This window comes from Sphingorhabdus sp. SMR4y (assembly GCF_002218195.1).
Lineage (GTDB): Bacteria > Pseudomonadota > Alphaproteobacteria > Sphingomonadales > Sphingomonadaceae > Parasphingorhabdus.
Window position 1 is genome coordinate 1,063,280 of record NZ_CP022336.1, and the last position, 13,191, is coordinate 1,076,470.

Annotated in this window: 15 protein-coding genes; 8 read left to right on the forward strand and 7 right to left on the reverse strand. The window is 57.7% G+C overall.

Annotated features, from left to right (window positions below; translation table 11 throughout):
• Positions 1-77: 77 nt before the first annotated feature.
• A complete protein-coding gene (locus SPHFLASMR4Y_RS05060; protein ID WP_089132581.1) occupies positions 78-389 on the reverse strand; it encodes an FtsB family cell division protein in 312 nt (103 codons plus the stop codon).
• Positions 390-489: 100 nt separating this feature from the next.
• Entirely contained in the window at positions 490-1,764 is a 1,275-nt protein-coding gene (gene eno, locus SPHFLASMR4Y_RS05065) for a phosphopyruvate hydratase (RefSeq protein ID WP_089132582.1), read from the reverse strand.
• Positions 1,765-1,967: 203 nt separating this feature from the next.
• Between eno and SPHFLASMR4Y_RS05070 the strand changes: the two genes are divergently transcribed.
• Genes SPHFLASMR4Y_RS05070 through SPHFLASMR4Y_RS05090 form a run of 5 tightly spaced genes read left to right on the forward strand, consistent with a single transcriptional unit; the run spans position 1,968 to position 4,049 of the window.
• Positions 1,968-2,504 (forward strand): hypothetical protein, encoded by a 537-nt coding sequence (locus tag SPHFLASMR4Y_RS05070; RefSeq protein ID WP_089132583.1) that lies wholly within the window; start codon positions 1,968-1,970, stop codon positions 2,502-2,504.
• 35 nt (positions 2,505-2,539) lie between these two features.
• Positions 2,540-2,950, forward strand: a complete 411-nt coding sequence (locus SPHFLASMR4Y_RS05075; protein ID WP_089132584.1) for a phage holin family protein — start codon at positions 2,540-2,542, stop codon at positions 2,948-2,950.
• Positions 2,947-3,273, forward strand: a complete 327-nt coding sequence (locus SPHFLASMR4Y_RS05080; RefSeq protein WP_145955457.1) for a hypothetical protein — start codon at positions 2,947-2,949, stop codon at positions 3,271-3,273. The genes SPHFLASMR4Y_RS05075 and SPHFLASMR4Y_RS05080 overlap by 4 nt, the downstream gene beginning before the upstream one ends.
• A 3-nt stretch (positions 3,274-3,276) precedes the next feature.
• Positions 3,277-3,816, forward strand: coding sequence for a YqjD family protein (locus tag SPHFLASMR4Y_RS05085; protein ID WP_089132586.1), 540 nt, complete (start codon positions 3,277-3,279; stop codon positions 3,814-3,816).
• Positions 3,813-4,049: a DUF4170 domain-containing protein gene (locus tag SPHFLASMR4Y_RS05090; RefSeq protein WP_089132587.1), complete on the forward strand. Its 237-nt coding sequence runs from the start codon at positions 3,813-3,815 to the stop codon at positions 4,047-4,049. The genes SPHFLASMR4Y_RS05085 and SPHFLASMR4Y_RS05090 overlap by 4 nt, the downstream gene beginning before the upstream one ends.
• On the opposite strand, the gene SPHFLASMR4Y_RS05095 is transcribed toward SPHFLASMR4Y_RS05090, so the two are convergent.
• From SPHFLASMR4Y_RS05095 to carA, 5 genes are all read right to left on the reverse strand, one after another.
• The gene (locus SPHFLASMR4Y_RS05095) at positions 4,046-4,690 is read right to left on the reverse strand and encodes a rhomboid family intramembrane serine protease (protein ID WP_089132588.1); all 645 of its coding nucleotides are present in this window, start codon (positions 4,688-4,690) and stop codon (positions 4,046-4,048) included. The two genes, SPHFLASMR4Y_RS05090 and SPHFLASMR4Y_RS05095, sit on opposite strands and share 4 nt — an antisense overlap.
• Positions 4,691-4,695: 5 nt before the next feature.
• Complete coding sequence (gene greA, locus SPHFLASMR4Y_RS05100) at positions 4,696-5,169, reverse strand: transcription elongation factor GreA (RefSeq protein ID WP_089132589.1); 474 nt, start codon at positions 5,167-5,169, stop codon at positions 4,696-4,698.
• 114 nt (positions 5,170-5,283) lie between these two features.
• The gene (carB, locus tag SPHFLASMR4Y_RS05105) at positions 5,284-8,619 is read right to left on the reverse strand and encodes a carbamoyl-phosphate synthase large subunit (protein ID WP_089132590.1); all 3,336 of its coding nucleotides are present in this window, start codon (positions 8,617-8,619) and stop codon (positions 5,284-5,286) included.
• Complete coding sequence (locus SPHFLASMR4Y_RS05110; protein WP_089132591.1) at positions 8,619-8,996, reverse strand: ribonuclease E inhibitor RraB; 378 nt, start codon at positions 8,994-8,996, stop codon at positions 8,619-8,621. The genes carB and SPHFLASMR4Y_RS05110 overlap by 1 nt, the downstream gene beginning before the upstream one ends.
• Positions 8,996-10,189 (reverse strand): glutamine-hydrolyzing carbamoyl-phosphate synthase small subunit, encoded by a 1,194-nt coding sequence (gene carA / locus SPHFLASMR4Y_RS05115; RefSeq protein ID WP_089134697.1) that lies wholly within the window; start codon positions 10,187-10,189, stop codon positions 8,996-8,998. Before carA ends, SPHFLASMR4Y_RS05110 begins: the two co-directional genes overlap by 1 nt.
• A gap of 133 nt (positions 10,190-10,322) precedes the next feature.
• Here carA and SPHFLASMR4Y_RS05120 point away from each other — a divergent pair, with 133 nt between their 5' ends.
• The 3 genes from SPHFLASMR4Y_RS05120 (at position 10,323) to SPHFLASMR4Y_RS05130 (ending at position 13,169) form a co-directional block, all read left to right on the forward strand.
• Complete coding sequence (locus tag SPHFLASMR4Y_RS05120; protein WP_089134698.1) at positions 10,323-10,775, forward strand: GatB/YqeY domain-containing protein; 453 nt, start codon at positions 10,323-10,325, stop codon at positions 10,773-10,775.
• Between the two features lie 166 nt (positions 10,776-10,941).
• Positions 10,942-12,771: a DNA primase gene (gene dnaG / locus SPHFLASMR4Y_RS05125; protein WP_089132592.1), complete on the forward strand. Its 1,830-nt coding sequence runs from the start codon at positions 10,942-10,944 to the stop codon at positions 12,769-12,771.
• A gap of 65 nt (positions 12,772-12,836) precedes the next feature.
• Positions 12,837-13,169 carry a hypothetical protein gene (locus SPHFLASMR4Y_RS05130; protein ID WP_089132593.1) on the forward strand — a complete coding sequence of 111 codons (333 nt, stop codon included), beginning with the start codon at positions 12,837-12,839 and terminating at the stop codon, positions 13,167-13,169.
• Positions 13,170-13,191: the final 22 nt, after the last annotated feature.

Genomic DNA, 13,191 nt, shown 5'->3' on the forward strand with positions numbered 1-13,191 from the left:
AAATCCGTTGCGTTACCCAAGCACTTAGGTTCAGCGAACGATTAAATAATCAACTGGCGGATGAAAATGGCCGGCGGCTATTTCAGAGGAACGATAATTTCATCCGGATGGACGACATTCACCTTTTTGCGCAGCAATTCGCCGATCAGATCCGGGTCGGCACCACGAGGGTCGAGCAGCTCGACCCTGTTCTTCAGGGCGTCGCGCTCGGCCTCCAGCTTGGCCAGTTCGATCCCGCGCTGTTCCAGCTTCGCCTGATATTCACCCCATGCCAGCACCCCGGTCGGACCAAGCACGGCATAGCCGGCGATGGCAAGCAGGGTCATCAGCGCAAATCCCGGGCCGAGAGCCGCTTTGATCAGAGCTGAAATTTTGTCATGTTGCGCCATATATCACCTTGAATCAGAAAAGTGATTCGCTGGCAAGAGGCTTAACATTCATTTTGGCGGTTCAGCGCCCAACTGCCCCCCAGAAACGAGGAACCGGCGATCAACTAAAGATCGACCGCCCGGCATAATGCGCAACGCTGCCCAGTTCTTCCTCGATCCGGATCAACTGGTTATATTTGGCGAGCCGGTCCGACCGCGCCAGGCTGCCGGTCTTGATCTGTCCGCAATTGGTCGCGACCGCGAGATCGGCGATCGTGGAATCCTCGGTCTCGCCCGAGCGGTGCGACATCACTGCGGTATAGGATGCATTATGCGCCATCCGGACTGCTGCCAATGTTTCCGAAAGCGTGCCGATCTGGTTGACCTTCACCAGCAGCGAATTAGCCAGACCGTCCTTGATACCCATCGACAGACGCTCGGGATTGGTCACGAACAGGTCATCGCCGACCAGTTGCACCGTGTCGCCGACGGCATCGGTAATCAGTTTCCAGCCTTCGAAATCATCTTCCGACATGCCGTCCTCGATCGACTTGATCGGATAGTCCTTGCAAAGCTCGGCCAGATAGTCGGACATTTCTGCCGGGCTGAGCACCTTGTTCTCGCCCGAAATATGATATTTGCCATCGCGGAAGAATTCGGTAGCAGCGCAATCGAGCGCGAGAACCACTTCGTCGCCAACCTTGAACCCGGCTTTTTCAACCGAGGCCATGATGAAGTCGAGCGCTTCGCGGGTTGAACCCAGATTGGGTGCAAAACCGCCTTCGTCGCCGACCGCCGTCGCCAGCCCCTTTTCAGCCAGACCCTTTTTCAGCGTGTGGAAAATTTCACTTCCCCAGCGGACCCCTTCCGACAGGCTGTCAGCGCCCACCGGCATGACCATGAATTCCTGAAAGTCGATCGGATTGTCGGCATGTTCGCCGCCATTGATGATATTCATCATCGGTACCGGCAGGACATGCGCCGAAACGCCGCCGACATAGCGATAGAGCGGCAGGCCCCGCGCATCGGCCGCAGCCTTTGCCGCCGCCAGGCTGACGCCCAATATGGCGTTGGCGCCCAGCCGTGCCTTGTTCGGCGTGCCGTCCAGCGCGATCATCGCCGCATCCAGTTCTTCCTGATCCTCTGCATCCAGATCGGTCAGTGCTTCCTTGATTTCGCCGTTGACCGCTTCGATCGCCTTGAGGACGCCCTTGCCAAGATATTTGCTCTTGTCTCCGTCGCGCAGCTCGACCGCTTCATAAGCACCGGTAGACGCACCGGAGGGCACCGCCGCCCGGCCAAAGCTGCCATCTTCCAGCAATATGTCGACTTCTACCGTCGGGTTGCCCCGGCTATCCAGAATCTGGCGGGCATGAAGATCAATTATGGCGGTCATGATGGGGCTCCGAATGATGGATAAATGATGGCGACGGCCTTAATGCGATGACCGGCTTCTTGCAATCCATTGAACCGCTTTTCTCTGCGATTTCCCCTTGTTTCATAGGCAAATGATACCATTTCGAATATACGGGGACCACAAATGGAACGCTTTCCGCTTGTGGAGTGTTGGCAAGAGACAATGAAGAAGGAATAGTGATCATGGCAGAAGTCAAGAAATCAACCGCGAAGACCACTGCGAAAAAACCCGCAACGAAAAAGCCGGCAGCCAAAAAGACCACGGCGACCAAGGACACGTCGGAAGTGCGCAGCACGAAAGCGCAAAAGGCCGCTCCGCTGAAAGCGGGCGCCACCAAGGCCGCAGCTGCGTCGCCGGACACCGGTGCCGGCACCAGCGGCGATTTCAAGGAACGCGCAGTCAGCAAGGCCAAATCTGCCGCCAGCCAGGGCAAGGAACGCACCGGCACGGCGATCGAAAATCTGAGCAGGATGATCGAGGACAGCGCCAAGACCATCGACGATAATGTCGGCGAAAAATACGGCAATTATGCCCGCTCCGCCGCCGACGCCGTATCTTCCTTCGCCGAAAAGCTGAATTCCAAGGAAATCGACGAGATCGTCGAGGATGCGCGCGGCTATGTGCGCAAAAGTCCGGCGGTCGCTATCGGCGCGGCTGCAGTGGTCGGCTTTCTCGTCTCCCGTCTGATCAAATCGGGGATGGATGATAACGACGCATGAGTGTAGCGTGGCCCCGAGACAGGCACCGGTGACCGATGTTGCAGGACAAGGAAATTCCCGTTTTGGATGAAGACCGTCTTTCCGAAGACCCCGCTGCTGCGGGCGCCGGCGCCGCGGAATCCGGTTCGCTGAAATCCCAGCTTGCCGGCCTGGTGGAAGATGTCCGCGTTCTCGCTTATGCAGAGGTCGAATATTATCGCACCAAATTGTCGGTCAACATGGCGGCGACCAAGCGTATCGTTACGCTGGCCGGCGTCGGACTGATTTTTGGTGTGATGGCTATCATTGCCCTGATTTTGGGATTATTGCTGGTGCTGGCCGATTTTGTCGGCCCGCTCGCGGCAACCGGCATCGTCACCGGCCTCGCCCTGCTGGTTGCGGCGGTGACACTGGGTATGGCGACAAAACAGGCAAAAAAGCTGCCGCTGGATGAAACCGATGCATGAGAATGACAATGCCGCACAATAATGACGATATCTTCAGCCTGCGCAATCTGGCGATCCACCGCGATCAGGCGCGCGCCAATCTCAAAAGGGATAGCGAGGAAGCCAGGGAACGGCTGAAGCCTGCCAATCTCGTTTCCGAAGCGAAAAGCAAGGCGGCGCAGCGCGTCCGCGCCGTCGGCACCAGCGCGGTCAACGGCATCCGGGCCAATCCCGGCCTTTCCGCCACGGTCGCCGCCACCGCGACGCTGATTGCCATGCGCAAACCCATTGCCAGACTGATTGCCAACCGCAAGCCATCCGGGCCGGATCAAACCGAGGAATAGACTATGAACAAATTGACCGACAATATCGACAAGGCCCGCGCGGCATCCCGGGAACGGCTCGAATCGGCGAGGGAAATGGCGACCGAAAGCACCGTGGCGGCGCGCGAGAAAATGTCGGAGAGCAAGGCCCGCGCGGCTGCCCTGCTCGGCGAAGGTCGCGAGAAAGCGGCGGAACGCGTGGCTGCAACCCGCGATGTCGCCAAAAAGGCCGCCGCCAAATCCGAAGAGACGATCAGCAACAGCCCGCTCGCCATCGTCGCCGGCGGCGCCGCGCTCGGCGTGCTGATCGGCGCGCTGCTGCCGAAGAGCAAGGCCGAAGGCAAATATGTCGGCGGCGCGGGACGCAAAATCAACGAGACCGCGAAAACCGCCTACCAGGCCGCCAAGGATGCGAGCCGTGACCAGATCAGCGAGCTCGGCCTGACCAACGACAATATGCGCGAACAGTTCAAAGATATGTTTGGCAAAGCGATCGAGGCTGCTAAGACCGCGATGGCCGCAGCACAGGATGCGGTAAAAGAAGAACATCAGGGCAAGAAATGAAAGAACAACGCAGCAAGATGCATCTGGTCATGGGCGGACGGGTCAAGGATCCGCGCGGCCTGGACTTTGTTAATCTCGACAAGATCGATCTGGTCGGGGTCTATCCCGATTATCAGGAAGCCGAAGACGCATGGCGTTCGAAGGCCCAGATGACAGTCGATGACGCCGAAATGAAATATGTGGTCGTCCACATGCACAAGCTGCTCGAGCCGGACGTTCCGCTCGAAGACTAGGCGCTGCGGAACCGCCATCTCAGCAACGGTCTGGTCAGCACCAAACCCGCGACAAAGCCACCGATATGCGCGAAGATCGCAATGCCCTGAAGGCCGCCACTGGTGGCGACTCCGATCATCAGCTGAATGCCGACCCAGGCCAGCGTCAACCAGATGATCCGCACGATATGTCCCGGTATCGGGCCGACCGGTTCCACCCGGTTGCGCGCAAACAGCAGCGCATAGGACCCCAGCAGCGCTGAAATCGCCCCGCTTGCGCCCACCATCGGGATGATCGATGCGGTGTCGACCGCATAGTGCGCGAAGGCCGCTGCATAGGCGCCAGCGACGTAGATCAGAGCCGTAAGCTGCACGCCCATCGCCTGTTCGACGAAGCGCCCGCAGAACAGCAGCAGCAGCAGCATGTTGAAGCCGAGATGCATCAGCCCGCTATGCAGAAACGCCGAAGACAAGGGTGTCAGCCAGGTCGGCACCACCCAGCCAAAGCCGACAATTTCCATAGGCTCGCCGCTGAACCGGACCGGAAACATGCCACCCCGCAACAGGGCCTGATATTCCCAGCCGAAAAGCCAGATCAACAGGAAGATCACGACATTGGCGATGATCAGCCAGTTGGTCAGTTTTCCCGCCGGAATTTGCATCAGGTCTAGATGAACTCGATCTTGTCGAGCAGGAAATATTTGTCGCCGGACGGCACCGTCACCTCGATTTCGTCACCGACACTGCGCCCGATCAGGGCCCGGCCGATTGGCGAATTATAGCTGATCTTGCCAGCCTTGGCATCGGCTTCCGCCTGACCGACGAGCTGATATTTCACCGGTTTGTCATCTTCGTCGAGCAGGGTCAGCGTCGCACCGAAAACGGCCTTGTCACCGGACAGGGTCTTGGGATCAATGATCTGCGCGCGGGACAGCTTGTCCTCGAGATCGCCAATCGTCGCCTCGACCTGGCCCTGCCGTTCCTTGGCCGCGTGATATTCCGCATTTTCGGAGAGATCGCCATGCGCACGCGCGGTTTCGATCGCGTCGACAATGATCGGCCGCTCTGCCTTGAGCGCCTTGAGTTCGGCCTCCATCTTGGCGTGGCCTTCGACGAGCATTGGTACTTTTTCAACAGCCATTAGATTGGCCTTTCCTTACTGAAACGCCGCCGTTTCCTGCGGTGCAGCGTCAAAAACAGTTTTCCGGCGCCCCTCTCCGGAGAAGCGCCCGCAGTTTGACGAAATGTCGGAAAATTAAGTCTGCGAAGCCTTATAATAGGACTGAAGCGCGCGAACTTCAAGAGTCTCGTCGCGCAGCGCCTCAATCGCCTGCATCACCGCATTGCTGGCGGTCGCGGTCGTATAGATCGGAATCTTGCCAACCAGCGCCGCCGCCCGGATCGATTTGGAATCCTTTGTCGACTGCCAACCCTCGGTGGTGTTGAAGATCAGGTTGATATCGCCGTCCTTGATCCGGTCGACAATATGCGGCCGACCTTCGGCCACCTTGTTGACCTTCTCGACCGTGATGCCCCGTTCCGCCAGATAGGCAGCTGTCCCGGATGTTGCAATCAGCTTGAACCCCAGCTTTTCGGCCAGCCGCGCGGCCGGTTCGATCACCTTCTTGTCGGTTTCCTTGACCGAGATGAAGATCGTGCCGCTATCGGGCAGCCGCGTATTGGCGCCGAGCTGTGACTTGGCGAAGGCAATCGGGAAGCTCTGGTCAATGCCCATCACCTCGCCGGTCGATTTCATTTCCGGGGACAGCACCGGATCGATGCCGGGGAAGCGGTTGAACGGGAAGACCGCTTCCTTGACCGCGATATAGTCGATATGCCGGTTGATTGCCGGCAGGTCTTTCAGCTTCTCTCCGGCCATCACGCGCGAAGCGATCTTGGCAATCGGCACACCAATCGCCTTGGCAACAAAGGGCACTGTCCGGCTGGCCCGGGGATTGACCTCGATCAGATAGACTTCGCCATCCTTGACCGCGAACTGGATATTCATCAGGCCGCGGACCTTCAGACCGAAAGCCAGCGCCTCGGTCTGCCGCTCCATTTCGGCGATAATATCATCGGGCAGGCTGTAAGGCGGGATCGTGCAGGCGCTGTCGCCCGAATGCACGCCGGCTTCCTCGATATGCTGCAGCACACCGCAGACCACCACCTGGTCGCCATCGCAGATCGCGTCGACATCGACTTCGACCGCGTCGCGCAGATACTGGTCGACCAGCACCGGCTGATCACCGGACACCTGCACCGCCGTGTTGATATAATCTTCCAGCTGCGCCGGACCATCGACAATTTCCATCGCCCGGCCACCGAGCACGAAGCTCGGCCGGATCAGCACCGGATAGCCGATACGCTCGGCAATCTTGACCGCTTCGTCGCGGGTCCGGGCCATGCCGTTTTCCGGCTGTTTCAGCTTCAGCTTGTTGACCAGCCGGGCAAAGCGTTCGCGATCCTCGGCAAGATCGATCGCATCGGGCGAAGTGCCGAGGATCGGTATCCCCGCATCTTCCAGCGCCTGCGCCAGTTTCAGCGGCGTCTGTCCGCCAAATTGCACAACCACGCCGACCAGTTCGCCGGTCTGCTGCTCGACATGCAGGATTTCCAGCACGTCTTCGGCGGTCAGCGGCTCGAAATAGAGCCGGTCGGACGTGTCATAATCGGTCGAAACGGTTTCCGGGTTGCAGTTGACCATGATCGTTTCAAAACCGGCGTCGGAAAGCGCGAAACAGGCGTGGCAACAGCAATAGTCGAACTCGATCCCCTGCCCGATCCGGTTCGGTCCGCCGCCAAGAATGACGACCTTCTTCCGGTCCGACGGTTGCGCCTCGCATTCCGGCTCGCCGAAGATTGGCGCTTCGTAGGAAGAATACATATAAGGCGTCTTGGCCTCGAATTCCGCGGCACAGGTGTCGATCCGCTTGAACACCGGACGAACGCCCAGCTTGTGGCGCAGGGCCCGGACCTCCGCTTCCGTGGTCGCGCCCGCCATGGCGGCCATCGCATCATGGACCAGCCCGTGCCCTTCGGCGACCGCGCGTCCGGCGCCACCGGCGACATGAACAGATTCAATCGCCAGTTTCGCCAGCCGCTGGTCGGAAAAGCCCATGGATTTGAGCTTCCGCATGGCCTGCGCGTCATTGGGCAGACCATTGTCCATGATCGCCTGCTCGGCATCGATGATTTCGCGGATTCGCGACAGGAACCAGGGATCGAAGCCGGCGATATCGTGGATCTCCTGATTGGAGAAACCTTCGCGCATCGCCTGCGCGGCAACCAGTATCCGGTCCGGTGTCGCCCGCGCCAGAGCTGCGGCGATATCGTCCCGCGACGCCCCGATCAGCTCCTGCACCCGGTTGAAACCGTCGAGACCGGTTTCCAGTCCGCGCAGTGCTTTCTGCATCGATTCGTGGATATTGCGGCCAATCGCCATGACTTCGCCGACCGACTTCATCGCGGTGGACAGAAGCGGCTCGGCGCCCTTGAATTTTTCAAAAGCGAAACGCGGTATCTTGGTGACGACATAGTCGATCGTCGGTTCGAACGACGCCGGGGTTGCGCCGGTAATATCATTGTCGATCTCGTCGAGCGTATAGCCAACCGCCAGTTTCGCCGCGACGCTGGCAATCGGGAAGCCGGTCGCCTTGGAGGCCAAAGCCGAAGAGCGCGACACGCGCGGGTTCATCTCGATAACGACCAGCCGGCCGTCCTTCGGATTGACCGCGAACTGGACATTGGAACCGCCCGTTTCCACGCCGATTTCGCGCAGCACCGCGATGCTGGCGTTGCGCATGATCTGATATTCCTTGTCGGTCAGGGTCAGCGCCGGGGCAACGGTGATACTGTCACCGGTGTGCACGCCCATCGGATCGACATTCTCGATCGAGCAGATGATGATGCAATTGTCCGCCTTGTCACGGACGACCTCCATCTCATATTCTTTCCAGCCGATCAGGCTTTCGTCGATCAGCACTTCATTGGTCGGCGATGCTTCCAGCGAGGTCCGCACATAATGCACGAATTCCTCGCGGTTATAGGCAACGCCGCCACCGGTGCCGCCCATCGTGAAGCTCGGCCGCATGATCGCCGGCAGGCCGATATCTTCAAGGATTTCCATCGCCTGTTCTTCGCTGTGCGCAACCGCGCTGCGCGGGCTTTCCAGACCGATCCGGTCCATCGCGTCCTTGAACTTCTCGCGATCCTCGGCCTTGTCGATCGCCTCGGCGTCGGCGCCGATCATCTCGACGCCATATTTTTCCAGCACGCCCATCTTGTTGAGCGACAAAGCCGTGTTCAGCGCCGTCTGCCCGCCCATCGTTGGCAGGATCGCGTCCGGCCGTTCCTTCTCGATGATCTTCTCGACAATTTCCGGGGTGATCGGCTCGATATAGGTCGCATCCGCCATTTCCGGATCGGTCATGATCGTCGCCGGATTGGAATTGACCAGGATGATCCGGTACCCCTCTTCCTTCAGCGCCTTGCACGCCTGGGTGCCCGAGTAATCAAACTCGCAGGCCTGTCCGATAATGATCGGGCCGGCGCCAATGATGAGGATGGATTTTATGTCAGTTCTTTTGGGCATTATGCAGGGTTCTCATCAGAAATTTCGCCATTTTCGTTGCAGGCAAAGCAGCCCCAACCATCATGGTCGATGTCATATTCGCTTTCGATCTCGAGGCATTTGCGGGTCAGCTCGCGGATCGTCTCGCGCCTGGTGTCGAGATCGGTCTGCAGCTCGATCACCCACTCGTCATCCTCGTTGGAAACCAGCGCCGAGCGAAAGCCCCATTTCGCCGCGTCATTCTTCAGCTTGTTGAGATCGGCAACCGCCCCGACAAATTGCACGTTAATTTCGCGCACAATATGCGACAAATCGCCGCCCGCTGCCATATTTTGCAGGATTTCGTCATCAATGGCCCATTCTTCGGCAAGATGCGCAGGATCAATTGGTCCGCTCATCAGCCAAGCCCCCCGACAAATTTCTCGAACAGATAGAAACTGTCCTGCGGTCCCGGACTCGCCTCGGGGTGATACTGGACACCAAAGGCCTTTTTGCCGATAATTTCGATGCCGCAATTGCTGCCGTCGAACAGGCTCTTGTGGGTTTCGTGAATATTGTCGGGCAGACTGTCGCCGTCCACCGCAAAACCGTGGTTCATGCTGGTGATCTCGACCAGCCCCTCGGTTGCGTCCCAGCCGCCGCCGATCCGCTGCACCGGATGATTGGCGCCGCGATGGCCCTGGTGCATCTTGACCGTCTTGGCGCCCGCCGCCAGCGCCAGCATCTGGTGGCCAAGGCAGATACCGAACAGCGGAATATCCGCTTCCAGCAGCTGTTGGATCACCGGAACCGCATAGACGCCGGTCGCCGCCGGATCGCCCGGGCCATTGGACAGAAACACGCCCGCCGGCTTCAAGGCCATGATGTCTTCGTAGGAAGTTTCAGCAGGAACAACAGTAACTTTCGCGCCAGCCTTCACAAGGTTTCTGAAGATATTACGCTTCGCACCATAATCGATCGCCACGACATGCGGACGGGCAAAAGATGCTTCCAAATCTTCCAATGGTGCATAGCCGTGACCCAGTCGCCAGGCGCCGCCCTTGTCCCAAAGATGGGTCTGGTGGCCGGTTACTTGCTTCGCCAGATCCATGCCTTCCAGACCTGCCCAGGCCCGCGCCTTGGCCAGCAGTTCGTCGATATCGAACTGGCCCTCGGGATCATAAGCGATCACCGCATTGGGCGCGCCCGCTTCCCGGATCCGCCGGGTCAAGGCCCTGGTATCGACACCGGAAATACCGATCCGGCCATTCTCCGCCATCCACTGGTTAAACGGCTGCTGGTCGCGAAAATTGGACGGTGCGGTCACATCCTCGCGGACAATACAGCCCAGCGCATGCGGGCTGTCCGCCTCGACATCCTCCGCGTTGGTCCCGACATTGCCGATATGGGGAAAGGTGAAGGTGACGATCTGTCCGGCATAGCTCGGGTCGGTCATCACTTCCTGATAGCCGGTCATCGCGGTGTTGAAGCAGACTTCGCCGACCGCAGAGCCGGTCGCACCAAAGCCCCTGCCCCAGATGATCGTGCCATCGGCCAACACCAATATCCCGGTTGCACCCTCGGGAGCGGCGGGATTATGGGCATGGGTCATGGGCTGTTCCTTTGGGTCGGTCATAGGCGCAAAATTTCACGGGACCTAGAACCAGATTTCTGGCGTCACAATCTATGAAAAACATTATCTTCCCGCTATGGTGGTAGCTTATTCCAAAAATATGAGGAAAGCCATGATTCGCGAGACCGTGAAAGCCGCGCAAATTGCCGCCATGAAGGCCGGCGACAAGGATCGCACCGCCGCGACCCGCAGCATAATGGCGAAGATCAAGGACAAGGACATCGAATTGCGCACCAAGGGTGATGCGCCGGATGACGATACCATGGTCACCGATGTCCTGCAGAAAATGGCCAAGCAACGCCGCGAATCGATTGCGATGTTCGAAAGCGGTGGCCGCACCGAGCTGGCCGAGGCGGAGAAACAGGAACTGGCGGTGATCGAGGAATTCCTCCCCGCCCAGCTGAGCGAGGAAGAAACCGCCGCCCTGATCGCCGGCATCAAGACCGAACTCGGCGCCGACAGCATGAAGGACATGGGCCGCGTGATGGGCGAACTAAAAAAGCGCCACGGCACCGAAATCGACATGAGCAAGGCCAGCGCGCTGGTTAAGGCGGCGCTTTCGTGAAAATTCGCCCTGCCGGTTGCGGGAGGGAAATACTTGTCCTTTTCCCCAATGGCTTGAGTCACTGCCATCGTAGACAATCTTGCTAATTCAATTACGAATATGATACTGCACGGTCAAAGCAACATCGCGATATCGGGGTGAGTCTGTTTACTAAGGGCGTTAAATAATGGCACTGTCTCCACAATGGTTGGATGAGCTACGCGCCCGAATAACGCTCTCGTCTCTCATAGGTCGCACCGTGAAAATCCAGAAGGCTGGCCGCGAGTACAAGGCCTGCTGCCCGTTCCACAATGAGAAAACCCCCAGCTTCACAATCAACGACGAAAAGGGCTTCTACCATTGTTTCGGCTGCGGCGCCCATGGCGATGCGATCAGCTGGATGACCGAACAACGCGGCCTTGGCTTCATGGATGCGGTTAAGGATCTCGCCGCCGAAGCGCAGATGGAAGTCCCTGCCCCAGACCCCCGCGCCGCCCAGCGCCAGGAAGTGCGGGCGACGCTGCATAACGTCATGGCGGCAGCGCAGGACTGGTTTGTCGAGCGGTTCAACAGCGCCGAAGGCGCGGCGGCGCGGGACTATCTGAAGAACCGCGGCATTTCGGAGAAGACGATCCGCGAATTCGGCTTCGGCTTCGCCCCCAATTCGCGCGGACAGTTGAAGGACGCTTTGTCGCAACATGGCGTCGACCAATTGATTGAGGCCGGCCTGCTGATCAAGGTTGATGACAGGGAACCTTATGACCGGTTCCGTGGCCGGCTGATGATTCCGATCCGCGATCCGCGCGGCCGGGTGATCGCCTTTGGCGGGCGGATATTGGGTGACGGCGAACCGAAATATCTCAACAGCCCCGATACCCCGCTGTTTGACAAGGGGCGGACACTCTACAATCTCGACAAGGCCTCCCCAGCGTCCCGCCAGACCGGTCGGATTCTGGTCGTGGAGGGCTATATGGATGCCATCGCCCTCGCGCAGGCGGGATTCGCAGAAGTTGTTGCCCCATTGGGCACAGCATTGACCGAACATCAGATCGAACGCATCTGGAAAATGGTGGAAAAGCCGATTATTTGTTTCGATGGAGATGCAGCGGGTCAAAAAGCATCTATACGCGCGGCACTTCGTGCGCTTCCATTACTCCGACCAGCGCATAGCTTACAGTTTGCCACTTTACCTTTTGGCCAAGATCCAGACGATTTCGTGAAAAACAAAGGTAAAGCAGCATTTGAGGAAATACTCTCAAAATGCGAAACCCTTGATTCACGAATTTGGAGAAACGAGCTAGCAAGAATCGGGCCCGAGCCGGGACCTGATGCCCGCGCCGAACTCCTTAGTCGCCTTCAAAACACTGCGAAATCTATTGCAGATGTGCAAATCGGAAAGGAGTACGACAGAACTTTTCGCGACGCTTTTTATGAAAGATTTGGCCTTAAGCGACAATATTTTGAAAAACTTAAAGCTGCCGTAAATGACGTATATGACCACCCGCTCGAAGGCCGTCACAAGGCCTTACATCGTGCCGTGATGCTCGGACTGATGCGTTATCCAACTGTCTTAAAAACCAAGTTCGAGGAAATTGGAAAACTTCCGCTGGAGGACGAATTTCAGAAAACTTGGTCGAGTAGCTTATTGGACATCGCCTTGCACAACTCTGATCTGACTGAAGATATGGTTGAACAACTGCTATTAGATGCCGACGTATCTCCGATAGCAAAGCGCGATTTTCAAAAAGATCTTGGATACTCGTTCTACAAACATCATGACGATCCAACTAAACCAATTCGAGATTTGGAGCTTGTCATCGATGCAATCAACTATGACTATGAAGCGAAAAGCGAACTTGCGCTTTCTATATCAAAATTAGAGGCCAGCATGAATCAGGATATCGAAGAAGTCCATCTTTCGAAGGTAAATGATAACCATGTTTCCAAGCTGAGGGAAAATGACGAAGCGAGCCGACGTTTGCGGGAAATATTAGACTTGGCTGCTACAGGCACTTAGCTTGATTCGAGATCATCGCCGAGCGCGAGATCAATTCTATCAGTCAACATTACAAAACGCTTGATATGCAGGGCCTTCTTACCATATTGGAGAAGACAGATTGTTATAATGTCGCAAAAGGGCTGTTACGGGCCGATGCGCTGAATTTCACTTTCAACCGCAAACTGCCAGACGACGCCCCTTCGCTATTGATCGAACGGGCACATCGGGATTTGGCAGAAGCGATTAAAGTGGTGACAGCGCGCCCCGGACTGGAAGCGGCCTTGGCAGAGGCGACGCGGCGGGTGCAGGATGATCTTACGGAAGAAAGTTATGCCGAGCAGCAGCGCCTTCGCAAAGCGAAGCAGTTATTTCACGAGCGGTTGGTCGAACTGACCCAGATCGACGACACAATATAGTTATTAATTAGGGGCCTGAGCC